Here is a 25,634-nt window from a genome sequence, read left to right as displayed (position 1 = left end):
TGACGGACGGCGCATCACTGCGCAGCCAGCTCCATCACCTTGATCTGCGTTGCTTCATCGCGATTGAGGAAACCGGTCACGCGTCCCTCATGCATGACCATGATGCGGTCGCTCATCCCGAGAACCTCGGGCATCTCGGATGAGATCATGATGACCGCCACGCCGTTTCGCGCCATTTCGGTCACCAGCCGGTGGATTTCCGCCTTGGCCCCGACATCGATGCCGCGCGTCGGCTCGTCGAGGATGAGGATCCGCGGATTGGTGAGCAGCCAGCGCCCGATCAGCACCTTCTGCTGATTGCCGCCCGAAAGATTCTCCACCCGCTCGTAGAGATTGGGGGTTTTCACCCGCAGCTTTTTTGCCATGTCTTCGCAGGTCGCCTCGATGGCACCCTGCTGCACGAAGCCGCCCTTGACGTATCTGTCCTGCAGCACGGCGATCTGCATGTTCTCGAGAATATCGAGGATCAGCAGACAGCCGGTATCCTTGCGGTCCTCGGTCAGGAACGCCATCTGGTGGCGGATGGCCTCGGTCGGCGAGGAAATCGTCACCGGCTTGCCGTAGAGCTCGATCGAGCCGGAGCTTGCCGGCGTCACGCCAAACAGCGTTTCGGCGACATTCGACCGCCCGGAACCGACCAGGCCGGCCACGCCGAGGATCTCGCCCGCCCGCACCTCGAAGGAGACGTTCTTGAAGACACCGTTGAGGCAAAGATCCTTGACCGAGAGCATGACCTCGCCGATCGGCACCTCTTCCTTGGGGAACATCTGGGTGATCTCGCGCCCGACCATCATGCGGATGATGTCGTCGCGGGTCACATCGGTGGAGGCATGCGTGCCGATATAACGGCCGTCACGAAAGACGGAGAACTCGTCGGCGATCTCGAAAAGCTCGTTCATCTTGTGGGTGATGTAGACGATGCCGATGCCCTGCGCCCTGAGGTCGCGGATAATGCGAAAGAGGTGCTCGACCTCGCGCTCGGTCAGCGCCGAAGTCGGCTCGTCCATGATCAGCACGTCGGAATTATAGGAAACCGCCTTGGCGATCTCGACCATCTGCCGGTTGGCGACCGACAGGTACCGGACCTCGATATCGGGATCGATGTCGATATTCAGCCGGGCAAACAGCTCTTCGGTCATGCGATGCATCACGCCGTGATCGACGAAGCCGAAGCGGTTCTTCGGTTCGCGGCGGATCCAGATATTTTCGGCAACCGTCATGAACGGCATCAGGTTCAGTTCCTGATGGATCATGGCAATGCCGTTCTCCAGCGCGTCGAGCGGAGATTTCAGCTGGATCTCGATGCCTTTCAGGCGGATGTCACCTTTATCGGGTATGTAGATGCCGGCGAGGATCTTCATCAGCGTCGATTTGCCGGCGCCGTTTTCGCCCATCAGCGCATGCACGGAGGCGCGCTTCAGCCGGAACTGCACGTCGTCGAGGGCGACGACACCGGGAAATTCCTTGCGAACGCCCTCGGCGCTCAACAGATATTCCGCATTCGGGACTGCGCCGCTCGCGCGCACGGCGGCCATGGTTGTCGGGCTGACGGCCATATCATCTCCTCCGGACAGGCGAAAAGGATGCGGGCAAAGCCCGCATCCGGTTTGGCGTTCGCCTCAGTTCTTGGTGACGAAGTCCTTGACGTTTTCAGGCGTGACGAGCTGGAAGGGAATATAAACCTTCTTCTCGGTCTTTTCGCCCTTGGCGAGCTTGAGCGCCGTGTCGAGCGAACCCTTGCCCTGGCCGGCGGCATCCTGGAACACCGTGACGTCGAGATCGCCTGCCTGCATGGCGGCAAGCGCGTCCTGCGTGGCGTCGACACCACCGACGACGACCTTGGTCATGTCCTTGCCGGCTGCCTTCAGCGCCTGGATGGCGCCGATCGCCATTTCGTCGTTGTTGGAGATAACCGCGTCGAATTCGATGCCGCTGGAGAGCCAGTTGGTCATCAGGTCGGCGCCTTGGGTACGATCCCAGTTGGCCGTCTGCTCTTCGACGATCTCCAGGCCCTTGCATTCATCGGTCTTGATGACGTCATGGACGTCCTGGGTGCGCATGCGCGCAGCCTGGTTGGAAAGCTCGCCCATGATGACGACGGCCTTGCCCTTGCCGCCGAGAATGCGGCAGATTTCCTTGGTTTCCAGCGTACCGGATTCCTGCTCGTTGGAGGCGACGAAGGCCTGTTTGTCCGGCAACGTGTCGACATTGACCGGCTGGCGGTTGACGTAAACCAGCGGAATGCCGGCATCGGCGGCGAGCTTCGACATTGCCGTGGTCGCGTCGGTATCGACCGGGTTGACGATGATGGCATCGACCTTGGAGGCGATGAAATTCTGGATCTGGCTCTGCTGCTTGGAAACGTCGTTCTGCGCGTCTTCGACCTGCAGGGTTACGCCGCTCAGCGTCTTGGCATAATCGGTCATGCCGTTTCGCAGCACGGTCAGAAAGTTGTCGTCGAATTTCGCCATCGAAACGCCGACGGTTTCTGCGTGAGCGGCCGTCGACATGACGAGCGCCATCGCAGTGCCCAGGATAAACTTTTTCATTTTACTTCCTCCACAAACGGTGCCCGGCTGCACCCTCCTCACGCCGGAGCCCCAGGCATTTGCCCTGGAGCCGCGATTTCCTGCCGCCTCTCCTGCGGCGCTCCGTGCAAAACGGAACAAACAAACCGTAAAATTTGCTCTTCGGAATATTCATTCCATTTTCTGGGAACGGCGTCAAGCCTCTTTCGCGGCGACGAGATCGGGAAGAAGACGCAAGGCCGCGCACGTCGCGATCACCGCCTGCATTGCCTCTGTTGTGAAAGACCAAGACCGCCTCCATCTATGGAGATCGAAGGCGGGACCGCGGCCGCAGGCGTCTTCGATTCTCGACGCGGCCAGTCATTTAAAGATTTTGGAGACAGGACAGATGTCCATTTCGATCTATCGCCTCACCGTTCCGATGTTCCAGCGCGGCCTCGCCAGCCTGAAAACCTATCTCGACAAGGCGGAAGCCTATGCGAAGGAAAAGAACATCGATCCCGCCGTCTTGGTCGCCGCGCGTCTCGCGCCCGACATGCTGCCGCTCTCCGGCCAGTATCAGCGCGCCAGCGACAGCGCCAAATTCACCCTCTCTAGGCTGACCGCCACCGACGCCCCGAAATTCGAGGACAATGAGAAGACGTTCGACGAACTGCGCGAGCGTCTGGCCAAGACCGAAGCCTATCTCGCCGGCTTCTCTGAGGAAGCGCTGGAGGGCACGGAAGCGCGGGAAATCACCCTGCCGGGCAAGAGCGGCATCGTGCTTCCGGGCGTCGACTATGTCACCGCCTTCGCCCTACCAAACTTCTATTTCCACGTCACTACCGCCCACGCCATCCTGCGCAACCAGGGTGCGCCGATCGGCAAGCGCGATTATCTCGGGTAAAAGGCATCAGGGCCGGCGCGTCACCGGCCCTTTTTCCGTCAGCTCGGTATAGGCGAGCGTCTGATCGAGGTGCCGCGCCCTCAGCGACAGCAGCTTTTCGGCATAGTCGAGCCGGATCGCCGCATAGGCGGGATCGGCCGCGACATTCTTAAGCTCCATCGGATCGTCGCCGAGATAGAAGAGCAACGGCGGCAAGGCGGAAAAATGCACATATTTGAACCGCGCGTCGCGGATCACCGCGAGATTGCACTCGTTCGACCTGAGCCCGAAATACCGCTCCGTCTCGCCGCCGGCGATATCGCGGAAATCGAATTCCCAGAATGCCGCATCCCGCCAGCCGTCCGCGCTACCGCCCTCGACGAAAGGCATGAGCGATCGGCCGTCGAGCCCGTTCTGCGCCTCGATGCCTAGCCTTTGACAGAGGGTCGGAAAAACATCCGCAGCGCTGGTGAAATCGTCGACGACCCCGGCCGCCGCCCCGCTTGCGGGATCGCGAATGACAAGCGGAATATGGTAGCTGCCGTCGAAGAAGCCGCCCTTCCCCAGCGTCCAGTGGTCGCCCGCCATCTCGGCGTGGTCCGAGGTGAAGACGATAAGCGTATCGTCCCAAGCGCCGGCATCCTGCAGCGCCTGCCAGATCCGGCCGAGCTGCGCATCGACCTCTGCTATCATGCCGTAATAGATCGCCCGGATCGCCGCGAAATCCTCGCCGTTCCAATCGCTGAGCGGCCCCTTCGCGCCGTGGATGAAACTGCCCTTGCCGGTGCGCGGCATCGCATAGGCGAGATAGGGATGACGCGCCTCTTCCGCTTGGGCGTTTGCCGCTCGCGCAAAAGCCGGCCCCTCGCCCGGCGTGAACATCCGGTTGAATGGCTCCGGCACCGAAAAGGGCGGATGCGGGCGCAGGAAAGAGACATGCGCAAACCACGGCCTGTCCTGCTCACCCAGCCAGCGGATGAACTCGCCGGCGAGGAACGCCGTCTGGGTCTCGTCGCTGGAATAGGCCGGCGCCGCATCGGAAATGTCGCCGGCTGCAGCGCCGACGGGAATATGGATGTCGCGGCTGACGGCGTCCCGATGACCGCGGGATCGGAGCCAGGAGAGCCACTGCCTTTCATGCTCCGGCAGAAGCTGGCGTGAAGTAAAGCCTGGCAACACGCCTTCATAACTCGTCAGATGCGCATCATTGGCATCCATGCCACGCGGATCGGGCGCCGTGTCCGTATAGCCGAACAGCGTCGGGTCGTATCCCGCCCGCCGGGCGGCCAGCGCCAGATTGTCGAAGCGGGCATCAAGCGGCGAACCATTGCGGCAGACGCGATGGTTCATCTGGTAGAGGCCGGTATAGAGTGTGGCCCGCGCCGGCGAGCAGGGCGCCGCCCCTGCATAGTGCCGCCGGAACAGCGTGCCCTGGCGCGCCAGCGCATCGACATTGGGCGTTTTCACGCAAGGATGACCGACGACCGACAGGCAATCGCCACGCCACTGGTCCGCCGTGATCAGCAGGATGTTCGGCCTAGCGCCCTTCTCAATTCCGGGCTCAATGCTGGTTGGTTTTGGCATGCCAGTTCCAGGCGGAACGGATGATCTGATTGAGATCATACTGCGGCACCCAGCCGAGCACGTCGCGCGCCTTGTCGTTATTGGCGACCAGCGTATGCGAATCGCCTTCGCGTCGGCCGATATATTCGACCGGGAAAGGCCGGTTCGACACATCCTCGATCGCGCCGAGCAATTCCCTGACCGTGGTGCCGGTGCCGGTGCCGAGGTTGAGCGCGACGGACTCTCCGCCCTTCAGCAGATATTCGACGGCGCGCACATGCGCATCGGCAAGATCCAGCACATGGATATAGTCGCGCACGCAGGTGCCGTCGCGCGTCTCATAATCGCTGCCGAACACCTTGAAGCCTTGGCGGCGGCCGAGTGCCGCGTCGATCGCCAGCGGGATCGCATGCGTCTCCGGCTGGTGCCATTCGCCGATCCGGCCTTCGAAATCAGCGCCGGCGGCATTGAAATAGCGCAGCACCACCGAGCGCAGGCTCTTGTACTGGTCGTAATCGGCAAGCGCCTGTTCGACGATATATTTCGTCCGCCCGTAGGGATTGATCGGCACCTGCCGATGCGTCTCGTCGAGCGGCACGCTCTGCGGCAGGCCGTAGGTGGCGCAGGTGGAGGAGAAGACGAAGGCATTGATGCCGGCCGCCTGCGCCGCCGAAAGCAGCGTCAACGTGCCGATCACATTGTTCTCGTAGAAGGAAACCGGATCCTTGACCGATTCGCCGACCTCGATCAGTGCTGCAAAATGCAGGATCGCTGCCGGCTTGTGCTTGGCGAGCACCTCGTCCAGCCGGGGGCGATCGCGAATATCGCCTTCCTCGGCCGGCCCCCATTTGACGAACTCGCGATGGCCGTTGGAAAAATTATCGAAGACGACAGGCTTGTAGCCCTTGTTCGCCAAGTCGAGACACGTATGCGAGCCGATATAACCGGCGCCGCCGACGACAAGAACCGTTTCACCTGCCATGCACCACCCTTATTATTAGCGAGAGATGAAAGAAACCTAGACGAGATACACGTCAATAAAAAGAAGGAATTACGATCGGCGTGAACGGACAATACGTCAAATGCCGAACTGCCCCGGCCCTATATGATTTGGCCCGAACCGCCAACCTTCGCGAATTATTCGCGTGATTTGCATAGCCGCCCCCTCTAAGGGGCGTTCACCACCATGATGCAACGGACCGCGGCAATCGGACAGGGGAGCGCGCGAATGAGGAAGGCATTGGTCGTTTGGGGCGGCTGGCAGGGCCATGAGCCGGAGCAATGCGCTCATATCGTCGCCGATCTCTTACGCGAGGACGATTTTACGGTCGAGGTCACCGGCGATCTCGGCATATTCGGATCGCCGACGCTCGCCAAAGCCGATCTGCTGGTGCCGATCATCACCGGCGAAACGCTGGAAAAACCCCACGCTAGCGCCTTGGTCGAAGCCGTGCGCGGCGGGCTGGGGCTTGCCGGCCATCACGGCGCGCTCGCCACCTCCTTCAAGGAAAGCGCGCCTTTCCGCTATGTCTCCGGCGTCACCTGGGTCGCTCATCCCGGCAACATCATCGACTTCCGCGTCGCCGTCACCCGCCAGGACGATCCGGTCATGGACGGCATTCCCGATTTCGACTACCGGTCGGAGCAATATTATCTGCATTATGATCCGACAGTCGAAATCCTGGCGACCACCACCTTCACCGGCGCCTATGATCCGGCAGCCCGCAATGTCGTGATGCCGGTCGCCTTCAAGCGCCATTTCGGTGCCGGCCGCATCTTCTATTCCGCCCTCGGCCATGTCGCAGCCGAATTCGACCATCCCTACATGCCCCTCATCCTGCGGCGTGGCCTGAGCTGGGCCGCACGCCAGTAGCGTCAGGGCGAGCCGCACGCCGGCGAATGCCGACCGGCGGCGACAGCCGGACGACGTCGGCCGCTAAAGAATAAGCATTTCAAGCTGGTGGGCCGCCGCGGCTGATCGGCCGGCACGGGCGACTGCTTGCCGATCACCCGCCCGCGCCATAATTTGCCCGGATGCAGGATCGCTTCTCTTTCTTCCCCGCAACCACCGACCGCCTGGCCGATATCGAAGCGGTCTTCGACGATTGCGCCGACGGCCGGAATTGTCGCTGCGCTTACTGGTATCGTCCGAATGCCGACTACAAGGCAGGATGGGGCGAGGGAAATCGCACCTGGTTCCGAAGCCTCGTCGCCGAACGGCGCCCGCCCGGTATTCTCGGTTATCACGAGAATGAACCGGCCGGATGGTGCGGTGTCGCGCCACGCGCCGTATTCGATCGGCTGCGCCGCTCAAAACCCTTTGCGCCGGTGGATGACAAGCCGGTTTGGTCGATCAATTGCTTCATCGCCCGCAAGCCGTTCCGGCGGCAGGGTCTGTCGCGATTGTTATTGAAACACGCCGTCGAATTCGCAAGCGCGAACGGCGCCGAATGTCTCGAAGCCTACCCTGTCGATCAGGCAGCCCGTGCTTCGAACGGAGCCGAGCTCTATCCGGGAACGCTGTCGATGTTTCTGGATGCCGGTTTCGTCGAGGTGGCAAGACGCCTGCCGGCAAGGCCGATCGTCCGCCTGGAATGCCGCTGAATATTTCGGCAACCCAAGGATTGAAAAATACGGCCTAGCGAGCCGCCTTCATCTGCCGGTCGTTCTGAACGGCGGGCGCCGACTCGTCATAGATCCGCATCAGCCGCCCGGCTGCCTTCAGCTTCTCGATGAGATCGTTTCCATCAGGCGAGGCCTTCGTCAGCTCCAGTTGCTCGAACTCCCTCAGCGCCTGCGCCCAATGGCTTTCCCCACGCCCATCCGGCCTGCCTTCCGATTCCCATAGTGAATAAGCGCGCTGGCTGACCCAGGCGTCTTTATTATGACTCATAATCAACCCCAGCGAGAAATTGGAAGCAATATTCGACAGGCAACAAGGTGCCAAAACCGGCTTTAGGAGTCGTTACGAGGCAGCGTTAGTTTTTAGCTAATAGCGAGGCACAGAGGATTATCCCTGTGCACATTCCCGGACCTTGGCCTCGCACCGCCTGCAGGGTAGGGTCATCGCAGAAACGATAGCGATGACCGATGGCAGCCAAGACAACACTCAATGCGAAGAATCTTGAATCCCTTGGTGCGCATCGCCTTGCCGAGCTGCTGGTCGAGATCAGCATGGGCAGTGCTGCCCACAAGCGACGGCTTCGAATGGAGCTTGCCGGCAATTACGGCAGCGCCGAGGTCGCGCGTGAGGTACGAAAGCGGCTTGCCAGCATCGCCCGCGCTCGCACCCTCATCAACTGGCGCAAAGTGAAGGCGCTGAAGACCGACCTGGAAACGCAGCGCAAGACGATCACAGAGACGGTTGCCGCAGATGATCCCCAGGAGGCCTTCGAACTGATATGGCAGTTCCTCGCCCTGGCGAATTCGATCTTTGAGAGATCCAACGAGAGCAGCGGTTCTGTCATCCAAAGTTTTCATCAGGCTTGCGAGGATGCTGCCGCAATCGCCGCGTCCGCCAAGATTGACTCCAATGTCCTGGCCGAGAAGGTGTTCAAAGCCGTGCAAGACGATGGTTACGGCCAGTACGACAACCTGATTGCGGCGATGGCGCCAGCTCTCGGCAAGGATGGTCTCGATTGCTTGAAGACCCTCTTCGTCCAATGGTCCAAGGAGCCGAAAGACAAGCCGGCGGAAGACGAGCGCGAGATCATCGGCTGGGGCAGCGCGGGCCCCCTTTACGAAGATGAGATCGGCGGCACGCAGCGAGATCTAACGGTGCGCATAGCCTTGCAGGAAATTGCCGACGCCCAGGGCGATGTTGATGCCTACATTGGCCAACACCCCGAGGACGCGCGCAAGGCGCCGATGATAGCTGCCGACATCGCCAATCGTCTGCTCTCGGCCGGTCGGGCGAAGGAAGCGCTTGAGACGTTGGATGAGGCCGACAGGAGAGGCTGGGCCGACATGCCATTCGAATGGCAGCGCGCGCGCGTTGAGACGCTCGAGGCCCTGGGGCGTGCAGCGGAGGCACAGACCTATAGATGGACATGTTTCGAGCAGTCGCTGCATAGCGAGCACCTCAAGGCTTTCCTCAGGCGGCTGCCTGATTTCGACGATCTTGAGGCCGAGGAGAAGGCATTTGTCCATGCCCGGGCTTTTCCTGACGTCCACCAGGCACTTGCGTTTTTTCTCAATTGGCCGACGCCTGCCGAGGCGGCAAAACTTGTAGTGAGCAGAAAGGCGGAACTGGATGGCAATCTCTATGAGCTGATGACGCTGGCGGCCGAAGCTCTGGCGGAGAAACATCCGCTCGCGGCAACCATTGTCTTGCGCTCCATTATCGATTTCGCGCTCGATAGCGGCCGGTCCGGCCGCTATAAGCATGCGGCGAGGCATCTGGCGGACTGTGCATCCTTTGCGCCTCATATCGATGATTTCGGCAACACCAGATCCCATGACCTCTATGTCGCGGAACTCAAACGTCGGCACGGCAAGAAGCATGGCTTCTGGAGCCTGGTGACCTAAGTTGCTCCGGATACTTTACCTCAGAGAGGAATTCCATGACGACCACTTCCTGGCACGCCGATCCGCTGACTTGGGGCACTGGATCCCGCATCTTCGAAGCCTTTCTGGAGCCGACTTGCCCTTACTCGGTCAGAGCGTTCAATAAGTTCGAAGAACTGCTGAGCCAGGCGGGCGAAGACAGGATCACCGTGAAGATCCGCCTGCAGTCGCAGCCCTGGCATATGTATTCGGGTGTCCTCGTCCGCTGCATCATCGGAGCCTCAACGTTGGAAGGTGGCAAGCAGACAGCAAAGAAGGTGATGGCCGCCATCGCGGCTCACCGGGAGGAATTCGAATTCGAGCGCCATGCCGGCGGCCCGAATATGGATGTGACGCCGAACCAGATCATCGAGCGCCTGGAACGCTACAGCGGCGTCAAGCTGAAAGAAGCCTTCGCAATCCCGGATCTCGACCGGGAGATCAAGTGGCACTGCAAATATGCCCGGCAAAACGGCATCCACGTCTCGCCGACCTTCATGATCGATGGGCTGGTGCAGGCAGATATGAGCAGCGGTGATGAGGTTGGCACCTGGGTGAAGAAGGTGCTGGGTACCTGACGAGATACCGCACCAAGAGCCACCCCGTATATTTGTCTCCTGCCTGTTTCGCTCAATGCATATCGGGCAGAATCAGCGCAAGCAAAGCGCGATGTTTGATTCGGGAGCGGCTCTCGTGCGGCCTTGGAATGCATGCGATTCTGAGCGCCGGTCACGGCAATCTCCCGGTAATCTCAAAACGTTAATAATCCCGGGAAATTCATGGCGGAGAGGGTGGGATTTGAACCCACGATACCCTTGCAGGTATGCCGCATTTCGAGTGCGGTGCATTCGACCACTCTGCCACCTCTCCGCGGTCAGGTCGGCGCTTGTTCGGCGCGGGCGTTCTCATAACGAGCCTGTGACGGGTTGGCAAGCCGAAAAGTCGAAGCATTCCATCCTTTTGCCTTGACACTTTTTTGTCACTCGCGTATCTCGGCTGCGCAATAGGTTCGGAGTAATCCGTGCCTTGCCAGTCCCGCGCTCGCGTGGGGCGTTTCACCGGCAGGAAGAGCTCGAGGCCAGCCCTCTGAAATCCCTGCTTAACTTCGACTGATAAAAAGACGGCCACCCTGCTGATCAGCGGGGAGAGCTGGAACGAACATGAAAGGATAAAAAATGTTCGCAGTCATCAAGACCGGCGGTAAACAGTACCGTGTGGCAGCCAACGACGTGCTGACCATCGAAAAGCTGGAAGCCACCGCTGGCGACTCCATTGAATTCACCGAAGTGCTCGTGATCGGCGAAGGCGCCGACGCTGCGATCGGTGCGCCCTTCGTCACCGGCGCCTCTGTCAAGGCAGAAGTCGTCGAACAGAACCGCGGCAAGAAGGTCATTGCCTTCAAGAAGCGCCGCCGTCAGAATTCGAAGCGTTCGCGCGGCCATCGTCAGCATCACACGGTCGTCCGTATCACGGACATCGTGGCTGCCAAGTAAGATCAACGGGACAAGGTTTAAAGGAGAACTCCAATGGCACACAAAAAAGCTGGCGGTTCCTCGCGCAACGGTCGCGATTCCGAATCCAAGCGCCTTGGCGTGAAGAAGTTCGGCGGCGAAGCCGTCATCGCAGGCAACATCCTCGTGCGTCAGCGCGGGACGCAGTGGCATCCGGGTTCCAACGTCGGCCTCGGCAAGGATCACACGATTTTTGCGCTTACCGCCGGCAATGTGAACTACCGAACCAAGGCCAACGGTCGCGTCTACGTGTCTGTCATGCCGAAAGCGGAAGCAGCGGAATAAGCCGGTAGCGCTCTAAAACAGCCGGCGTCTCATCGACCCGGCTGGCCGTACCAGGTTCAGTCCAGAAAACAGGGGAGATGGGGCGCCATCTCCCCTTTTTCTTTGTCCAAACAGGAGGACTAAACATGCAAGGCGAATTGTTAAGGGTTGACCAATCTCGGTCGCCCCGGGAAGGCCAGGTGGCTTCCCAAGAACGGCTGAGGCCGGAGCGGTTAAGGACCGATTGCCCTGTCTTGTTATCGGAAAGGCTCGTCATGCGCGCGCCCCACGAAGAAGACATCGACGCCCTTGCCCATCTCGCCAATAACGCCAAAGTCGCCACCATGGTATCGCGTATGCCGCACCCTTATACCGCCGATGATGCTGCCGACTTCGTGCGTCGCACGAAAAATGGCGAGATTGGCAAGTGCGTCTATGCAATCACCAAAGCCGAAAACGGCGCCTTTATCGGCTGCTGCGGTGTCGAGCCGCATGCCGACGGCAGGACCGTCGAGATCGGCTACTGGCTGGGCGAGCCCTATTGGAACAAGGGTTATACCACCGAGGCCTGCCATGCCCTGGTCGATATGGTGTTCAGAACACGCCAGGATATCGACCAGATCGACGCCCGCTGCCGGGTGATGAACGTCGCCTCGCGCCGCGTCATCCAGAAGTGCGGCTTCCAGTTCCAGGGATCGGGGCTTGCCGCTTCGCTGGCGCTCGGCAGCAACGTGCCGGTGGAATGGTACAGGCTCGACCGCAAGACCTGGATGTCGCTCCGAAGCTGGGGGAACATCGCATGAGCACGACCGCGCTGCAAAGGCCGGAGACAAAGCCGATGATGCCAGGCCCCGCGCCTGTCATCTCGACCGCCCGGCTGACGCTCCGCCCCCACAGGATGAGCGATGCGCCAGCGATTGCGGAATCGCTTTCCGATTTCGCCGTCACGCGCATGCTGTCCCGCGTGCCCGCGCCGTTCGACCGGCAGGATGCACTGGACTGGCTGGTTCCGGTCACCTCGGGCGCCTTGCCGGACTGGCCGTTGGCGATCACCGGCAAGGACGATGTCCATATCGGCAACGTCTCGATCGAGCTGCGCCACGGCCGCTGGCACCTCGGCTATTGGCTGAACCGCTATTACTGGCGGCGCGGCTATATGAGCGAGGCGGTGGCTGGGATTATCGAGCGCTTTTCGCGCCGCATGCCGGAGACGCCGATCCATTCCGGCGTCTTCGCCGACAACCCGGCTTCGCTGCGGCTGCAGGAGAAGCTCGGTTTCCGCATGACCGGTTGCGGCGAAATCTATTGTTTCGCCCGCAACACCATGGTCTCGCACATCGAAACCGTGCTGCAGCCGGGCATGCTGCAGCCGCGCAAGGTGGCGTAATCACAAAGGAGATGCTGCCGCCCGCGGCGGCGTCTCCGTCAATTGCCGATCTCGACCCATAGGGGAAAATGATCAGAGCCGACGGATTGCGTATCGATCCGGGCGGATTTCAACCGGCCCTCGAGGCCGCAACTGACGAAGCAATAATCGAGATGCATGCGTTCGCCGTGATCGTCGGGATTCATCCAGCTGTAGCTCTCCGGGCGGTAAGCTTTGAGCGCCGCAAAGGCGTCGACCGGCGTGCCGATCCTGGAGATACGGCCGTAATATCCGCCGCCGGCGCCGGCAAGTGCGCAATATTCCGGCGATTCCGGCTCCATGTTGAAATCGCCCATGACGACGTAATCCTCCGGCAGCGGCGGCTCCGGCAGATCGAATTCGCTACCCCCCGTCAGCGACCCGCCCTCCTGGACGAAAGCGTTGATATGCGCGTTCAGAAATTGCAGCTGGCGAATGCGCTCGTCGGGAGAGACATGGTCGAGATGAACGGAATAGGCGCGGATCGCCCCGCCCGGTACCGCGATCACCGCCTCGGTCGCGCCGCGCTGCAGGTTGATCTTGCCGATCGTGCGGCTGCGCGGCAAAAGCAGCGTCCGGGTCGAAAGGATCGGCCAGCGCGACAGCACCATATTGCCGAACTGGAAGCGGGTGCCCCGCACCGGCTGACGACCACCGCTATCCGCCTCGACATGGATGTCGCAGGCCGGCCCATACACCCAGAAATAGTCGGGAAAGCAGGCTGCAAAGTCGGCCGCCATGTCGGCAAAACCGTTGCGCGAGAAGCCGCGGGTCACCTCCTGCAGTGCGATGACATCGGCGCCCTCAAGGCTCCGGGCAATGCGCGCGAGATCGTATCTGCCGTCAAGACCGAAGCCGTACTGTATGTTATAGCTCGCAAAATTCACGATAATCTTTGACCTCCGTCGGAACCGCCTATATCGAATGGGCCAAGACGGGCCGTCCAACTGCCACCGGATACTGGAAGTAAAATGAAATTTCTCGACGAAGCAAAGGTCTATATCCGATCCGGAGACGGCGGCGGGGGCAGCGTTTCCTTCCGGCGCGAGAAATTCATCGAGTTCGGCGGCCCCGACGGCGGCGATGGCGGTCGTGGCGGCGATGTCTGGGTCGAGACCGTCAACGGCCTCAACACGCTGATCGATTTCCGTTTTCAGCAGCATTTCAAGGCGACGATCGGCACCCATGGCATGGGCAGGAACCGCACCGGCGCCAATGGCAGCGACGTGACGCTCAAGGTTCCCGTCGGAACCCAGATCTTCGAGGAAGACCGGGAAACGCTGATCTGCGATCTCACCGTCGAAGGTCAGCGTTACTGCCTCGCCCATGGCGGCAATGGCGGCTTCGGCAACGCTCATTTCAAGACCTCGACCAACCAAGCGCCGGATTGGGCCAATCCCGGCCTGCCCGGCGAGGAAAAGACCATCTGGCTGCGGCTGAAGCTGATTGCCGATGCCGGCCTCGTCGGCATGCCCAATGCCGGTAAGTCGACCTTCCTGGCATCAGTCACCCGCGCCCGGCCGAAGATCGCCAATTATCCCTTCACCACGCTGCACCCCAATCTCGGCGTCGCCACCATCGACGAGCGGGAATTCATCCTGGCCGACATTCCGGGCCTGATCGAAGGCGCCCATGAGGGCGTCGGCATCGGCGACCGTTTCCTCGGCCATGTCGAGCGCACCCGCGTGCTGCTCCATCTCGTCTCCGCCCAGGAGGAAAAGGTCGGCAAGGCCTATAAGACGGTGAAGCACGAGCTCGAAGCCTATGGCAACGATCTGACGGACAAGCCCGAGATCGTGGCGCTGTCGCAGATCGACGTGCTCGACGAAGCCGAACTGAAGAAAAAGACGAAGGAATTGGCCAAGGCCTGCGGCAAGACGCCGTTCCAGATTTCGGCCGTCACCGGCAAGGGCATGACCGAGGTGCTGCGTGCGCTGCGCGACATCATCGTCGAAGAAAATGCCGAGGAAAAGCCGGCCAAGGTGCCGAAGCTGCGCCATCGCGACATTGCTGTCGCCGATGAGGCTGAGGACCTTGGCGAGGATGGGGCCGATGACCAGCCGTAAGCCGCTCGGCCGCTACCGCCGCATCGTCATCAAGATCGGCTCGGCCCTGCTGGTCGATCGCAAGGCCGGGCTGAAAAAGGCCTGGCTTGACGCCATGTGCGCCGACATTGCGGGGCTGAAGGCCAAGGGCATCGACGTGCTCGTCGTATCCTCCGGCGCCATCGCGCTCGGCCGCTCGGTGCTCGACCTGCCGTCCGGCGCGCTGAAACTGGAGGAAAGCCAGGCGGCGGCGGCCGTCGGCCAGATCGCGCTGGCCCGCGCCTGGTCGGAAAGCCTGTCGCACGGCGAGATCGTCGCCGGCCAAATCCTGCTGACGCTCGGGGATACCGAGGAGCGCCGCCGTTATCTCAATGCGCGCGCCACCATCAATCAGCTTTTGAAAATCGGCGCCGTGCCGATCATCAACGAGAACGATACGGTCGCCACCAGCGAAATCCGCTATGGCGACAACGACCGCCTGGCTGCCCGCGTCGCGACGATGACCGGCGCCGATCTGCTCGTCCTTTTGTCCGATATCGACGGCCTCTACACCGCGCCGCCGCATCTCGACCCGAACGCGACGTTTCTGGAGACGATTTCCGAAATCACCCCGGAGATCGAGGCGATGGCCGGCGGCGCGGCTTCCGAGCTTTCGCGCGGCGGCATGCGCACCAAGATCGATGCCGGCAAGATCGCCACGACATCGGGCTGCGCCATGATCATCGCCTCCGGCAAGACTGAAAGCCCACTGTCGGCGATCGAAAACGGCGCCCGTTCTTCCTGGTTCGCGCCGTCGGGCACGCCGGTCACCGCCCGCAAGACCTGGATCGCCGGACAGTTGCAGCCGGCCGGCGAACTGCGTGTCGATGACGGCGCCGTCACCGCCCTCGGCGCCGGCAAGAGCCTGCTTCCGGCCGGTGTGCGCGGCGTTTCCGGCCTGTTCAGCCGCGGCGATACGGTGGCGATCGTCGGCCCTGAAGGTCGTGAGATCGCCCGCGGGCTTGTCAGCTACGATGCCGAGGATGCCCGCCGGATTGCCGGCCGCAAGTCGGCGGAGATCGAGGCCATTCTCGGTTATCCCGGCCGTGCCGCCATGGTCCATCGCGACGACATGGTGATGACCGCGCAGATCAGACAGAAATCGGAAAGGCAGAAGAAGGACGCGGCCCATGCTTGATACCGTTGCGCTAAGCCCTGACATTGACGCGCTGATGAACGACATCGGCCGCAAGGCAAAGGCTGCCGCGCGACCGCTGAGCTTTGCGTCCACCGAGGTCAAGAACAGGGCGCTGAACGCCATGGCCGATGCGATCCTGGCCAACAAGGCGGAGATCCTTGCCGAGAATGCCAAGGATTTGAAAGACACCGAAGGCAGCGAGATGCTCGCCTCCTTCGTCGACCGGCTGACGCTGAACGACAAACGCGTTGCCGAGATGGCCGAGGGAATCCGCGCCATTGCCGCCCTTGCCGACCCGGTCGGCGAAGTCATCGCCGCCTGGGACCGGCCGAACGGGTTGAAGATCGAGCGCGTCCGTACGCCGCTCGGCGTCATCGGCGTCATTTTCGAAAGCCGGCCGAACGTCACCGCCGATGCCGGCGCCCTCTGCCTCAAGGCGGGCAATGCCGTGATCCTGCGCTGCGGTTCGGATTCGCGCCGTTCATCGCAGGCGATCCATGCCTGCCTGGTCAAGGGTCTGAAGGCGGCGGGACTTCCAGAGCATGCTATTCAGCTCGTGCCCGTCACCGACCGCGCGGCCGTCGGCGCCATGCTGCGCGGCTTGGACGGAGCGATCGACGTCATCGTGCCGCGCGGCGGCAAGAGCCTTGTCGCCCGCGTGCAGAGCGAGGCCCGCGTGCCGGTTTTCGCCCATCTCGAGGGCCTCTGCCATATCTATGTCGATGGCTCGGCCGATATCGAGATGGCCAAGCAGATCGTCGTCAATGCCAAAATGCGCCGCACCGGTATCTGCGGCGCGGCTGAAACCCTGCTTGTCGATGGCGCCGCGATCGGCACGCATCTGACGCCGCTGCTCGAGGTGCTCACCGCGGCCGGCTGCGAGGTCCGCGCTTCGCCGACGGTGCTGAAGGTCGCCCCCGGCCTGAAGCCTGCGACCGAGGAGGACTGGTCGACCGAATATCTCGACGCGATCATCTCGGTCGCCGTCGTCGACGGCATATCCGGCGCGATCGCCCATATCCAGAACTACTCCTCGAATCATACCGAGGCTGTGATCGCCGAGGACCCCGATGTCGTGGCGCGGTTCTTCACCGAAGTCGATTCGGCGATCCTGCTGCACAATGCCTCGACGCAATTTGCCGATGGCGGCGAGTTCGGCATGGGCGCGGAGATCGGCATTGCTACCGGCAAGATGCATGCCCGCGGCCCGGTCGGCGTCGAGCAGCTGACGTCGTTCAAATATCGGGTGCACGGCGCCGGACAGACGCGGACCTGACGTGACGACGGAGAGTCTGGACCGGCATTATCTCCGCATGCCGCACAGCGAGCGCGGCATGGTCGTCGGTCTGTTCGGCGGTTCGTTCAACCCGCCGCACCAGGGCCACGCGCTGGTCGCCGAGATTGCCATCAAGCGGCTCGGCCTCGACCAGCTCTGGTGGATGGTCACCCCCGGCAATCCGCTGAAGAGCCGCAACCACCTGGCACCGCTTGCCGAGCGCATTGCCGAAAGCGAGCGTGTCGCCGCCGATCCGCGCGTTAAGGTCACCGCCTTCGAACAGGCGCTCGGCGTCAGCTACACCGCCAATACGCTCGCCCGCGTCAAGGCCCGCAATCCGCATGTGCATTTCATCTGGATCATGGGCGCCGACGGCCTGCAGACCTTCCACAAATGGCAGAAGTGGCAGGAAATCGTCCGCACCTTCCCAATCGCGGTGATCGACCGGCCGGGCGCCACGCTCTCCTATCTCTCCTCGAAAATGACGAGGACCTTCGATTTCGCCCGCGTCGACGAGGACGACGCGCGTATTCTCTGGAAGAAACCCGCGCCGGCCTGGACCTTCATCCACGGCCCGCGCTCCGGGCTGAGTTCGACAGCAATCCGCAACGGCGCGCTGCCGGGCAGTTCCGAATAGGCTGATTTTCAAGGAAATCCTAGAAACGAGAAAGCCCGACGGGGGAGGATCCGTCGGGCTTATAAACTCGATCGACAACTGGGAGGAGGAGTGTTGTCGACCCTATCGAACGGCTATGGGAGGAGGAGAAAGCCGTTTCGATGACTATGTTTTATCATATTCCGCAGGAAGGTGAATATCGATTTGTGCAATGCAGCAATGCGAGCGATGCAATCCTATCGAGGACGAACTGGGGAATGCTGCCGTTTTTATCGGCAGGCCAGACACCCTTTGCCCGGCTGGGCCCATAGCATCTCGTCTGGTATCCCCGTGCCAGTTACGCGCCCGCATATGGTTTTTCTCCGAAACCCCGGCGCTTCCTGATTCCGTGAATGGCGGGTGCCCAGCCGATACGGTTATATTTTGTTGGATATATCCCTGGCCAAGTCATGAGCATCGTTATATTCGTCGCAATATTTCGATCCCTGGGGAGTAAATCATGCAGAACCGCCGGCAATGGATGAAACTGGCAACCACCGCAATCACCGCTATCTGGCTTGGAGCAGCCGCGCTTCCGACGCCGGCCGCAGCCGCCGACAAGCTCACCGTCTTTGCGGCGGCGAGCCTCAAGGATGCGCTCGATGCCGCCAATGCCGCCTGGGCCAAGGAAAGCGGCAAGGAAGCCGTCACCTCCTATGCGGCAAGCGGGGCACTGGCCAAGCAGATCGAAAACGCGGCACCCGCCGATGTCTTCATCTCGGCCGACCTTGCCTGGATGGACTACCTCGCCGAGAAGAACCTCATCAAGGCCGATACCCGTTCGAATCTGCTTGGAAACCGGATGGTGCTCGTTGCCGAGAAGGCCAAGGCAAAACCGGTCGAGATCAAGCCGGGCTTCGATCTCGCAGCGCTTCTGGGTGATGGCAAACTGGCGATGGGTGAGCCGAAATCGGTCCCGGCCGGCAAATACGCCATGGCCGCCCTCGACAAACTCGGCGTCTGGAAATCCGTGGAAAGCAGGGTCGCCGGCGCCGAAAGCGTCCGCGCCGCCCTCGCCCTCGTCTCCCGCGGCGAAGCGCCCTACGGCATCGTCTATCAAACGGATGCCGCCGCGGATAAGGGTGTCGCCGTCGTCGGCACCTTCCCGGCCGATTCCCATCCGCCGATCATTTACCCGGTCGCCATTCTTGCCGAGAGCAAAAACCCGGATGCCGCAGCCTATCTCGACTTCCTGAAATCCGACAAAGCCGCCGCCTTCTTCACGGCGCAGGGTTTTACCATCCTTAGTGATTGAAGCGGCCAAATGATTGCGGAATCAACAGTGACAGCTTAGCGTGAAGGCTCACTTAGGCGAGCCTCCTGTCCGGTTCGAGCCAATGGCTGCCCTTCACCCTAACCCTCTCCCCGCTCGCGGGGAGAGGGGACGTGCCCTGCGAAAGGTTGGCGAGGGACGGAGAGGTCGCGGCATATCCCCTTCGCCCCGTTTGGGGAGAAGGTGGCGGCAGCCGGATGACGGGCAGACACCGAGTGATACCGAATTTCCGGGGGAGATAGCTGCATTTGGACATCTTCGGCCTGAGCAACGAGGAATGGACGGCGATCCTGCTCAGCCTGCGCGTCTCTTTTGTTGCCATGCTGGCGAGCCTGCCCTTCGGCATTCTCGTCGCTCTGCTGCTTGCCCGCGGCCGCTTCTGGGGCAAGTCGGTGCTGAACGGCATCGTGCACCTGCCGTTGATCCTGCCCCCCGTCGTCACCGGCTTCCTTCTTCTCATCCTGTTCGGTCGCCGCGGTCCGGTCGGCAGCCTGCTCGACCAGTATTTCGGCATTGTCCTTTCCTTCCGCTGGACGGGCGCGGCACTCGCCTGCGCCGTCATGGCCTTTCCGCTGATGGTGCGCAGCATCCGCCTGTCGATCGAGGCTGTTGACCGTAAGCTGGAAGAGGCGGCAGGAACCCTTGGCGCCGGTCCCGCCTGGGTGTTTTTGACGATCACCCTGCCGCTGACGCTGCCCGGCATCATCACCGGCATGATCCTTTCCTTCGCCAAGGCGATGGGTGAATTCGGCGCGACGATCACCTTCGTCTCCAACATTCCCGGCGAAACCCAGACGCTGTCGGCAGCGATCTACACGTTTACCCAGGTGCCGGGCGGCGATGCTGGCGCACTGCGGCTGACAGCCGTCGCCATCGTCATTTCCATGGCCGCGCTGCTCGCCTCCGAATTCCTCGCCCGCCTCGCCGGCCAAAGGATCGATCCCGAATGACGCTGATCGTCGCGGCAAAACAGAGGCTCGGCGGCTTTTTGCTCGACGCCGCCTTCACCTCCGAGCGTGGCGTCACCGCACTATTCGGCCGCTCCGGCTCCGGCAAGACCTCGATGATCCGCATCATCGCCGGCCTCGCCCGCCCCGACGAAGGCCGCGTTATCCTTGACGGCGAGGCCCTGACCGAAACCGCAACCGGCACTTTCGTCCCAAAACATCGCCGCCGCTTCGGTTATGTCTTCCAGGAGGCGCGGCTTTTCCCGCATCTCAGCGTCCGCGCCAATCTTTCCTACGGCCGCTGGTTCACGGCGAAGACCGTAGGCGGGGAAAACTTCGATCGCATCGTCGACCTGCTCGGCATCGAGCCGCTGCTGGAGCGCAGCCCGGCAAAACTTTCCGGCGGCGAGAAGCAGCGTGTCGCCATCGGCCGCGCCCTTCTCTTTGCGCCCCGCCTGCTGCTGATGGACGAGCCGCTGGCGGCCCTCGACGAGGCGCGCAAGGCCGAGATCCTGCCCTATCTGGAGCGATTGCGCGATCAGACCGAAATTCCGATCATCTATGTCAGCCATTCGATCGCGGAGGTGGCGCGGCTGGCAAACCAGGTAATCGTCCTCAGCGACGGCAAGGTGGAAGCGACCGGCCCGGCCGTCGACATCTTGAGCCGTCCCTCTGCGGCGGCCGACCGGAAAGAGGCGGGCGCGCTGCTCGAAGGCATCGTCGAAAGCTTCGATGCCCATCACCGCCTGTCGACCGTCGCGCTGAAATCCTCGCAGCTGCATATTCCGGGCGCAGCGCTTGCGCCAGGCCGACCGGTGCGCATCCGAATTCCATCGCGCGACGTCATGCTGGCGACCGTCAGGCCCGAGGGCCTCAGCGCGTTGAACATTCTCGAAGGCAGGATCGAAGCCATATCTTCGGACGAGGACGGAACCGTCGAAATCCGGATCGACTGCGGCGGCGACGCCATTCTTTCGCGCATTACCGCATTGTCCTGCGAGCGCCTCGATCTTCGCCCCGGCAAGACCGTCTTCGCCGTCATCAAGACGGTTGCTTTGGAGGCCTGATCCGTTCTCTACAGACCGCGTTTTGCTTCGAGCCAGGCGAGATCTTCGGCGAGGCTCTCGCGCATCGTCTTTTCCATCCGGCGAAAACGCTCGAGCAATTCTTCCCCGAACGGCGTCAGCGCCGCGCCGCCGCCCTTCTGACCGCCGCGCTGCGGCTCCACCACCTGTTCAGAGAACATTTGGTTCATCTCGCTGACCAGCAGCCATGCGCGCCGATAGGACATGTCCATCGCCCGGCCCGCCGCCGAGATCGATCCGGTCGCGCGTATGTGCTCCAGGAGCTCCATCTTGCCGTGGCCGAGCCGATCCTCATCCGGGAAGCTGATTCGCAGGACGGGCACGAGTGTTTTTGCGGCTGGATCGGTCATCGAATCGTGAAATCGTGAAATTTGGCGCACTTTACGCGGCGGTACGGAAACTGTACACCGCCTGCACCAGCAGCCCGCGCGGCAATATTCTTCAATTCGGACGCCAGATCGGATTTTCGGCCGTTCTGTATCTTAGCACGTCTTGAAACATTAATGGTTTGATGCCTATCTTAACCATGATCCGGTCTCGATCGGATCTCGTGTTGTGCATGGTTTGTCATTCCAGGAAAGGGAAAGCACTGACAACAGTACACGCCAAGGGAAAAACGTTCGCCGTTATCCCGAAGAGTGCGGAACGTGGCGCCGATGCCGCCGCCCGTGCCCTAGAAACCGTCCTCGCCAGCCTCGAGGACTCCAAAGCTGAAGATATCGTCACCATCGACATTGCCGGAAAATCGGCGCTCGGAGACTACATGATCGTCGTCTCCGGCCGATCGAACAGGCACGTCATGGCGATCTCGGATCACCTGCTCACCGACCTGAAGGACGACGGCCTCGGCACGGCCCGCGTCGAAGGCCAGGAAGGCGGCGATTGGGTGCTGATCGACACCGGTGACATTATCGTGCATGTGTTCCGTCCTGAAATCCGCGAGTTCTACAACATCGAAAAGATGTGGGCGGCTCCGGATATGGATGAAGAAACGCGGCACTGACAGGCAGGCCGGCATTCTGTCCGGCGCCTGAACGTGGCATTGGCTGGCCGGGCAATATGAAAACCGGCCGGCGGCGCCTTGTGCGCCCGATGTGCCGCATCAGCGGGAGCGGATGAATGCGAATTGGTCTTTTTGCGGTGGGACGGCTGAAATCCGGCCCCGAAAAGGATCTTGCGGCCCGTTATTTCGACCGTTTCGCCAAGGCCGGCCCTGCCGTCGGCCTCGAACTTACCCGTGTTGCGGAAGTGGCCGAAAGCCGCGCCTCCAATGCGGAAACCCGCAAGCGCGAGGAAGCGGCACTGCTTCTGAAATCGCTTGCCGATGGCAGCATCCTCATTCTTCTCGACGAACGCGGCAAGGCGCTCGACAGCGAAGCCTTCGCGGGCCTGCTCGGCGCCTATCGCGACCAGGGCAAACGCGACCTGACGATCGCCATCGGCGGCGCTGACGGCCTCGATCCCTCCCTCTACGACCGTGCCGACGCCACGCTTTGTCTGGGCAAGATGACATGGCCGCATCAGCTCGTGCGCACGCTGATCGCCGAACAGCTCTATCGCGCCGTGACCATCCTGTCCGGCCACCCCTATCACCGCGTCTGATGCTCCAGCGTTCGGCAATTCGCATTGTCACGCAGCCGTGTTCCGCCTGCCGGCCGTTGGCCGTCAAACTTTCTGGCAAAGCGCGCCAAATCAGCTTAGTCTCCGCGCGATTTGAGAAAGTGCCCTAACACGCATGACGAGAGAAGCAACCAGGCGACACCGCATGATCCTGCCGGCTATCGCGGCCGGTGTCGGTGTAGCGGTGGTTGCCGTGTCGGCAAATCCCTTCATCGTCCGGGCGCAGGATGCCGCACCTGAAGCGGCGCAATCTGCGCCGCAGCCGGCAGCCGAGCCGCCGCCGCCCGACCCGGCCGCCGAGCTGGCCGCCAAACGGGACAAGACCCGTGCCGAACTGGAAATCCTGTCGAAAACGATCAGTCTTTCCAGCGACAAGGTGAGCGCGCTTCAACAGAGTATCGCCGATCTGGACAAGAGCACGCAAAGCATCCGCCAAGCGCTGATCGAGTCCGCCGCCCGCCGCAAGGCGCTCGACAAGCAGATCCTTGCAAGCGAGAAGAAGCTTGCCGATCTCGGCGTCAAGGAGGATGGCATCCGCCGGTCCCTGCACGAGCGCCGCGGCCTTCTGGCCGAGGTGCTGGCAGCGCTCCAGCGCATGGGCCGCAACCCGCCGCCCGCTTTGCTCGTCACCCCCGATGACGCGCTCGCCTCGGTGCGCAGCGCCATCCTGCTCGGCGCCGTCGTGCCCGGCATCCGCAAGGAGACCGACAAGCTTGCCGCAGACCTGGCAAGCCTTGCCGCCTTGCAGACAGCAAGCGCTGCCGAAAAGGCCGGCCTGACCGCGACGATGACCGATGGTATCGAGGAAGAGCGGCGCATGGACCTGCTGCTTGCCGAAAACGACAAGCTCAGCCGCAGCAATGCCGCCGAACTCGAGGCCGAGAAGAAACGCTCAGAGGAACTGGCGGGCAAGGCGACCAACCTTGAAGGCCTCGTCGCCTCGGTGGAATCCGAGATCGCTTCGGTGCGCGATGCGGCTGCGGCCGCCCGCCAGGCGGAGGAGAATCGCAAGCTGATGACCGACGAGCAGCGCGCCCAGGCCAAGGCATTGGCCGACAGCGGCGTGCCCGATAAAAACCGCATTGCGCCCGCATATCGCTTCGGAGAATTGAAGGCGAAATTGGAGGTGCCCGTTGCGGGCGATATCCTGCGCCAGTTCGGCGATGCCGACGGCACCGGACACGAGGCAATGGGAATGACGGTCGCCACCAATCCGGAAACGGTGGTGACGGCGCCTGCCGATGGCCTGGTGGTTTTCGCCGGCGCCTTCCGCAGTTACGGCCAGATGATCATCCTCGACACCGGCGATGGCTACCACTTGGTTCTCTCGGGAATGGAGACGATCAATACCCGTCAGGGAAAATTCGTTTTCGCCGGCGAGCCGCTCGCCGTGATGGGCGCGAAAAGAGTGGCAAGCGCAACTGCATTGGCGCTGGAAACGGACCGGCCAACGCTTTACATTGAATTTCGAAAGGACGGTAAACCGGTCGATTCCCGACCGTGGTGGACCGCCAAAGACACTGGAAAGGCACGCAATGATTCGTAGGGCTTCTCTTGTTCTGGTCGGCGCATTGATGGGTGCGACCGCCATGAGCGTCATTTACTCGGCGGGTGTGCCGGCAGAAGCGGCCGGATCGTCCACGTACAAGGAACTCTCGGTGTTCGGCGATGTCTTCGAGCGTGTGCGCGCCCAGTACGTGACGCCGCCGGCCGAAGACAAGCTGATCGAGAACGCCATCAACGGCATGCTTTCCTCTTTGGATCCGCATTCGAGCTACATGAATGCGAAGGACGCCGAGGATATGCGCACCCAGACCAAGGGTGAGTTCGGCGGCCTCGGCATCGAAGTCACGATGGAAGACGAACTCGTCAAGGTCATCACCCCGATCGACGATACGCCCGCCGCCAAGGCCGGTGTTCTCGCCGGTGATTACATTTCCGAGATCGACGGCCAGTCCGTGCGCGGCCTGAAGCTCGAGGACGCGGTCGAGAAGATGCGCGGTGCCGTCAACACGCCGATCAAGCTGACGCTGATCCGCAAGGGCGCCGACAAGCCGATCGAGCTGACGATCGTCCGTGACGTCGTCGCCGTCCAGGCCGTCAAGTCGCGTGTCGAGGACGATGTCGGCTATCTCCGCATCATCTCCTTCACCGAGAAGACCTATCCCGACATGGAAAAGGCGATCAAGAAGATCAAGGACACCGTTCCGGCCGATAAGCTGAAGGGTTATGTCCTCGACCTGCGCCTCAATCCGGGCGGTCTGCTCGATCAGGCGATCAACGTCTCCGACGCCCTCTTGCAGCGCGGCGAAGTCGTCTCGACCCGCGGCCGCAATCCCGATGAAACCCGCCGCTTCAATGCCGGTCCTGGCGACCTGACCGATGGCAAGCCGGTTATCGTGCTGATCAACGGCGGTTCGGCTTCCGCATCGGAAATCGTCGCCGGCGCCCTTCAGGATCTGCGCCGCGCCACCGTTCTCGGCACGCGCTCCTTCGGCAAGGGCTCCGTCCAGACGATCATTCCGCTCGGCGAAAACGGCGCGCTGCGCCTGACCACGGCGCTCTACTACACGCCGTCGGGCCGCTCGATCCAAGGCACCGGCATCACCCCCGACATCAAGGTCGAAGAGCCGCTGCCCGAGGAACTGCAGGGCAAGATGGTGACCGAAGGCGAATCCAGCCTGCGCGGCCATATCAAGGGCCAGAGCGAGACCGACGAAGGTTCGGGCTCCGTTGCCTATGTGCCGCCGGATCCGAAGGACGACGTCCAGCTGAACTACGCGCTCGATCTGCTGCGTGGCAAGAAGACCGATCCGGCCTTCCCGCCGAACCCTGATAAGGCGGTCGTCGCCAAGTAATCATCACCTCAAGGCCG

The 25,634-nt window shown here is 61.9% G+C and carries 27 protein-coding genes and 1 tRNA gene; 20 read left to right on the top strand and 8 right to left on the bottom strand.

Annotated elements, in window-relative coordinates; translation table 11 throughout:
- Positions 1-14: 14 nt before the first annotated feature.
- The gene (locus OS035_RS13705) at positions 15-1,556 is read right to left on the bottom strand and encodes a sugar ABC transporter ATP-binding protein (RefSeq protein ID WP_085743472.1); all 1,542 of its coding nucleotides are present in this window, start codon (positions 1,554-1,556) and stop codon (positions 15-17) included.
- A gap of 63 nt (positions 1,557-1,619) precedes the next feature.
- Complete coding sequence (locus OS035_RS13700; RefSeq protein WP_088936927.1) at positions 1,620-2,549, bottom strand: sugar ABC transporter substrate-binding protein; 930 nt, start codon at positions 2,547-2,549, stop codon at positions 1,620-1,622.
- A gap of 367 nt (positions 2,550-2,916) precedes the next feature.
- Here OS035_RS13700 and OS035_RS13695 point away from each other — a divergent pair, with 367 nt between their 5' ends.
- Entirely contained in the window at positions 2,917-3,414 is a 498-nt protein-coding gene (locus OS035_RS13695) for a DUF1993 domain-containing protein (protein WP_097625036.1), read from the top strand.
- Positions 3,415-3,420: 6 nt separating this feature from the next.
- Here OS035_RS13695 and OS035_RS13690 read toward each other — a convergent pair whose 3' ends face one another.
- Positions 3,421-4,977 carry an alkaline phosphatase family protein gene (locus OS035_RS13690; protein WP_097625037.1) on the bottom strand — a complete coding sequence of 519 codons (1,557 nt, stop codon included), beginning with the start codon at positions 4,975-4,977 and terminating at the stop codon, positions 3,421-3,423.
- Positions 4,955-5,938 (bottom strand): UDP-glucose 4-epimerase GalE, encoded by a 984-nt coding sequence (gene galE, locus OS035_RS13685; RefSeq protein WP_097625038.1) that lies wholly within the window; start codon positions 5,936-5,938, stop codon positions 4,955-4,957. The genes OS035_RS13690 and galE overlap by 23 nt, the downstream gene beginning before the upstream one ends.
- 246 nt (positions 5,939-6,184) lie before the next feature.
- Here galE and OS035_RS13680 point away from each other — a divergent pair, with 246 nt between their 5' ends.
- Both OS035_RS13680 and OS035_RS13675 read left to right on the top strand, forming a co-directional pair.
- The gene (locus OS035_RS13680; RefSeq protein WP_097625039.1) at positions 6,185-6,829 is read left to right on the top strand and encodes a ThuA domain-containing protein; all 645 of its coding nucleotides are present in this window, start codon (positions 6,185-6,187) and stop codon (positions 6,827-6,829) included.
- 161 nt (positions 6,830-6,990) lie between these two features.
- Entirely contained in the window at positions 6,991-7,560 is a 570-nt protein-coding gene (locus OS035_RS13675; RefSeq protein ID WP_097625040.1) for a GNAT family N-acetyltransferase, read from the top strand.
- A gap of 34 nt (positions 7,561-7,594) precedes the next feature.
- Here OS035_RS13675 and OS035_RS13670 read toward each other — a convergent pair whose 3' ends face one another.
- A complete protein-coding gene (locus OS035_RS13670) occupies positions 7,595-7,849 on the bottom strand; it encodes a DUF2934 domain-containing protein (protein ID WP_097625041.1) in 255 nt (84 codons plus the stop codon).
- Positions 7,850-8,046: 197 nt separating this feature from the next.
- On the opposite strand from OS035_RS13670, the gene OS035_RS13665 reads away from it, so the two are divergent.
- Together OS035_RS13665 and OS035_RS13660 are read left to right on the top strand one after the other, a co-directional pair.
- On the top strand, positions 8,047-9,483 hold the full coding sequence (locus OS035_RS13665) for a DUF6880 family protein (protein WP_097625042.1): 1,437 nt from the start codon (positions 8,047-8,049) through the stop codon (positions 9,481-9,483).
- 35 nt (positions 9,484-9,518) lie between these two features.
- Positions 9,519-10,079: a DsbA family protein gene (locus OS035_RS13660; protein WP_183778491.1), complete on the top strand. Its 561-nt coding sequence runs from the start codon at positions 9,519-9,521 to the stop codon at positions 10,077-10,079.
- Between the two features lie 202 nt (positions 10,080-10,281).
- On the opposite strand, the gene OS035_RS13655 is transcribed toward OS035_RS13660, so the two are convergent.
- A tRNA-Ser gene (locus OS035_RS13655) sits at positions 10,282-10,371 on the bottom strand.
- 305 nt (positions 10,372-10,676) lie between these two features.
- On the opposite strand from OS035_RS13655, the gene rplU reads away from it, so the two are divergent.
- From rplU to OS035_RS13635, 4 genes are all read left to right on the top strand, one after another.
- Positions 10,677-10,994, top strand: a complete 318-nt coding sequence (gene rplU, locus OS035_RS13650; protein ID WP_003543907.1) for a 50S ribosomal protein L21 — start codon at positions 10,677-10,679, stop codon at positions 10,992-10,994.
- A gap of 33 nt (positions 10,995-11,027) precedes the next feature.
- Positions 11,028-11,297 carry a 50S ribosomal protein L27 gene (gene rpmA, locus OS035_RS13645; protein WP_003567620.1) on the top strand — a complete coding sequence of 90 codons (270 nt, stop codon included), beginning with the start codon at positions 11,028-11,030 and terminating at the stop codon, positions 11,295-11,297.
- Between the two features lie 125 nt (positions 11,298-11,422).
- Complete coding sequence (locus tag OS035_RS13640) at positions 11,423-12,079, top strand: GNAT family N-acetyltransferase (protein ID WP_097625044.1); 657 nt, start codon at positions 11,423-11,425, stop codon at positions 12,077-12,079.
- Positions 12,076-12,663, top strand: a complete 588-nt coding sequence (locus tag OS035_RS13635; RefSeq protein WP_331813803.1) for a GNAT family N-acetyltransferase — start codon at positions 12,076-12,078, stop codon at positions 12,661-12,663. The genes OS035_RS13640 and OS035_RS13635 overlap by 4 nt, the downstream gene beginning before the upstream one ends.
- Before the next feature lie 38 nt (positions 12,664-12,701).
- Here OS035_RS13635 and OS035_RS13630 read toward each other — a convergent pair whose 3' ends face one another.
- Positions 12,702-13,568: an endonuclease/exonuclease/phosphatase family protein gene (locus tag OS035_RS13630; protein WP_097625046.1), complete on the bottom strand. Its 867-nt coding sequence runs from the start codon at positions 13,566-13,568 to the stop codon at positions 12,702-12,704.
- Positions 13,569-13,652: 84 nt separating this feature from the next.
- Here OS035_RS13630 and obgE point away from each other — a divergent pair, with 84 nt between their 5' ends.
- From obgE to modC, 7 genes are all read left to right on the top strand, one after another.
- On the top strand, positions 13,653-14,747 hold the full coding sequence (gene obgE / locus OS035_RS13625) for a GTPase ObgE (protein WP_183778493.1): 1,095 nt from the start codon (positions 13,653-13,655) through the stop codon (positions 14,745-14,747).
- On the top strand, positions 14,734-15,903 hold the full coding sequence (gene proB / locus OS035_RS13620; protein ID WP_097625151.1) for a glutamate 5-kinase: 1,170 nt from the start codon (positions 14,734-14,736) through the stop codon (positions 15,901-15,903). Before obgE ends, proB begins: the two co-directional genes overlap by 14 nt.
- Positions 15,896-17,179, top strand: a complete 1,284-nt coding sequence (locus tag OS035_RS13615; RefSeq protein WP_097625048.1) for a glutamate-5-semialdehyde dehydrogenase — start codon at positions 15,896-15,898, stop codon at positions 17,177-17,179. The genes proB and OS035_RS13615 overlap by 8 nt, the downstream gene beginning before the upstream one ends.
- A 37-nt stretch (positions 17,180-17,216) precedes the next feature.
- Entirely contained in the window at positions 17,217-17,816 is a 600-nt protein-coding gene (locus tag OS035_RS13610) for a nicotinate-nucleotide adenylyltransferase (protein WP_239620443.1), read from the top strand.
- Between the two features lie 478 nt (positions 17,817-18,294).
- Positions 18,295-19,089 (top strand): molybdate ABC transporter substrate-binding protein, encoded by a 795-nt coding sequence (gene modA, locus OS035_RS13605; protein WP_097625050.1) that lies wholly within the window; start codon positions 18,295-18,297, stop codon positions 19,087-19,089.
- Positions 19,090-19,355: 266 nt separating this feature from the next.
- Complete coding sequence (gene modB, locus OS035_RS13600) at positions 19,356-20,057, top strand: molybdate ABC transporter permease subunit (RefSeq protein ID WP_097625051.1); 702 nt, start codon at positions 19,356-19,358, stop codon at positions 20,055-20,057.
- Positions 20,054-21,121 carry a molybdenum ABC transporter ATP-binding protein gene (gene modC / locus OS035_RS13595; protein ID WP_097625052.1) on the top strand — a complete coding sequence of 356 codons (1,068 nt, stop codon included), beginning with the start codon at positions 20,054-20,056 and terminating at the stop codon, positions 21,119-21,121. Before modB ends, modC begins: the two co-directional genes overlap by 4 nt.
- Before the next feature lie 8 nt (positions 21,122-21,129).
- Here modC and OS035_RS13590 read toward each other — a convergent pair whose 3' ends face one another.
- Positions 21,130-21,489, bottom strand: coding sequence for a winged helix-turn-helix domain-containing protein (locus OS035_RS13590; RefSeq protein WP_097625053.1), 360 nt, complete (start codon positions 21,487-21,489; stop codon positions 21,130-21,132).
- Positions 21,490-21,698: 209 nt separating this feature from the next.
- On the opposite strand from OS035_RS13590, the gene rsfS reads away from it, so the two are divergent.
- From rsfS to OS035_RS13570, 4 genes are all read left to right on the top strand, one after another.
- The gene (gene rsfS, locus OS035_RS13585; RefSeq protein WP_003589592.1) at positions 21,699-22,142 is read left to right on the top strand and encodes a ribosome silencing factor; all 444 of its coding nucleotides are present in this window, start codon (positions 21,699-21,701) and stop codon (positions 22,140-22,142) included.
- Positions 22,143-22,258: 116 nt separating this feature from the next.
- On the top strand, positions 22,259-22,741 hold the full coding sequence (rlmH, locus tag OS035_RS13580; protein ID WP_097625054.1) for a 23S rRNA (pseudouridine(1915)-N(3))-methyltransferase RlmH: 483 nt from the start codon (positions 22,259-22,261) through the stop codon (positions 22,739-22,741).
- A 163-nt stretch (positions 22,742-22,904) separates the two neighbouring features.
- A complete protein-coding gene (locus OS035_RS13575; RefSeq protein ID WP_097625055.1) occupies positions 22,905-24,305 on the top strand; it encodes a murein hydrolase activator EnvC family protein in 1,401 nt (466 codons plus the stop codon).
- Positions 24,295-25,617 (top strand): S41 family peptidase, encoded by a 1,323-nt coding sequence (locus OS035_RS13570; RefSeq protein WP_003543943.1) that lies wholly within the window; start codon positions 24,295-24,297, stop codon positions 25,615-25,617. The genes OS035_RS13575 and OS035_RS13570 overlap by 11 nt, the downstream gene beginning before the upstream one ends.
- Positions 25,618-25,634: the final 17 nt, after the last annotated feature.

Source organism: Rhizobium sp. 268 (genome assembly GCF_036571585.1).
Lineage (GTDB): Bacteria > Pseudomonadota > Alphaproteobacteria > Rhizobiales > Rhizobiaceae > Rhizobium > Rhizobium redzepovicii.
Note: the sequence above shows the minus strand (reverse complement) of the source record. Positions and strands in the feature narration are given on the sequence as shown.

What these genes read in the sequence shown, in the direction of transcription:
- modC (WP_097625052.1), top strand. Translation starts at nt 20,054, where the DNA reads ATGACGCTGATCGTCGCGGCAAAACAGAGGCTCGGCGGCTTTTTGCTC.
- OS035_RS13615 (WP_097625048.1), top strand. Translation starts at nt 15,896, where the DNA reads ATGCTTGATACCGTTGCGCTAAGCCCTGACATTGACGCGCTGATGAAC.
- OS035_RS13665 (WP_097625042.1), top strand. Translation starts at nt 8,047, where the DNA reads ATGGCAGCCAAGACAACACTCAATGCGAAGAATCTTGAATCCCTTGGT.
- OS035_RS13635 (WP_331813803.1), top strand. Translation starts at nt 12,076, where the DNA reads ATGAGCACGACCGCGCTGCAAAGGCCGGAGACAAAGCCGATGATGCCA.
- rsfS (WP_003589592.1), top strand. Translation starts at nt 21,699, where the DNA reads ATGGTTTGTCATTCCAGGAAAGGGAAAGCACTGACAACAGTACACGCC.
- OS035_RS13700 (WP_088936927.1), bottom strand. Translation starts at nt 2,549, where the DNA reads ATGAAAAAGTTTATCCTGGGCACTGCGATGGCGCTCGTCATGTCGACG.
- OS035_RS13695 (WP_097625036.1), top strand. Translation starts at nt 2,917, where the DNA reads ATGTCCATTTCGATCTATCGCCTCACCGTTCCGATGTTCCAGCGCGGC.
- OS035_RS13690 (WP_097625037.1), bottom strand. Translation starts at nt 4,977, where the DNA reads ATGCCAAAACCAACCAGCATTGAGCCCGGAATTGAGAAGGGCGCTAGG.
- rplU (WP_003543907.1), top strand. Translation starts at nt 10,677, where the DNA reads ATGTTCGCAGTCATCAAGACCGGCGGTAAACAGTACCGTGTGGCAGCC.
- OS035_RS13680 (WP_097625039.1), top strand. Translation starts at nt 6,185, where the DNA reads ATGAGGAAGGCATTGGTCGTTTGGGGCGGCTGGCAGGGCCATGAGCCG.
- OS035_RS13675 (WP_097625040.1), top strand. Translation starts at nt 6,991, where the DNA reads ATGCAGGATCGCTTCTCTTTCTTCCCCGCAACCACCGACCGCCTGGCC.
- proB (WP_097625151.1), top strand. Translation starts at nt 14,734, where the DNA reads ATGACCAGCCGTAAGCCGCTCGGCCGCTACCGCCGCATCGTCATCAAG.
- OS035_RS13610 (WP_239620443.1), top strand. Translation starts at nt 17,217, where the DNA reads ATGCCGCACAGCGAGCGCGGCATGGTCGTCGGTCTGTTCGGCGGTTCG.
- OS035_RS13660 (WP_183778491.1), top strand. Translation starts at nt 9,519, where the DNA reads ATGACGACCACTTCCTGGCACGCCGATCCGCTGACTTGGGGCACTGGA.
- OS035_RS13590 (WP_097625053.1), bottom strand. Translation starts at nt 21,489, where the DNA reads ATGACCGATCCAGCCGCAAAAACACTCGTGCCCGTCCTGCGAATCAGC.
- modA (WP_097625050.1), top strand. Translation starts at nt 18,295, where the DNA reads ATGCAGAACCGCCGGCAATGGATGAAACTGGCAACCACCGCAATCACC.
- OS035_RS13570 (WP_003543943.1), top strand. Translation starts at nt 24,295, where the DNA reads ATGATTCGTAGGGCTTCTCTTGTTCTGGTCGGCGCATTGATGGGTGCG.
- OS035_RS13705 (WP_085743472.1), bottom strand. Translation starts at nt 1,556, where the DNA reads ATGGCCGTCAGCCCGACAACCATGGCCGCCGTGCGCGCGAGCGGCGCA.
- OS035_RS13670 (WP_097625041.1), bottom strand. Translation starts at nt 7,849, where the DNA reads ATGAGTCATAATAAAGACGCCTGGGTCAGCCAGCGCGCTTATTCACTA.
- OS035_RS13640 (WP_097625044.1), top strand. Translation starts at nt 11,423, where the DNA reads ATGCAAGGCGAATTGTTAAGGGTTGACCAATCTCGGTCGCCCCGGGAA.
- rpmA (WP_003567620.1), top strand. Translation starts at nt 11,028, where the DNA reads ATGGCACACAAAAAAGCTGGCGGTTCCTCGCGCAACGGTCGCGATTCC.
- OS035_RS13575 (WP_097625055.1), top strand. Translation starts at nt 22,905, where the DNA reads ATGATCCTGCCGGCTATCGCGGCCGGTGTCGGTGTAGCGGTGGTTGCC.
- rlmH (WP_097625054.1), top strand. Translation starts at nt 22,259, where the DNA reads ATGCGAATTGGTCTTTTTGCGGTGGGACGGCTGAAATCCGGCCCCGAA.
- galE (WP_097625038.1), bottom strand. Translation starts at nt 5,938, where the DNA reads ATGGCAGGTGAAACGGTTCTTGTCGTCGGCGGCGCCGGTTATATCGGC.
- obgE (WP_183778493.1), top strand. Translation starts at nt 13,653, where the DNA reads ATGAAATTTCTCGACGAAGCAAAGGTCTATATCCGATCCGGAGACGGC.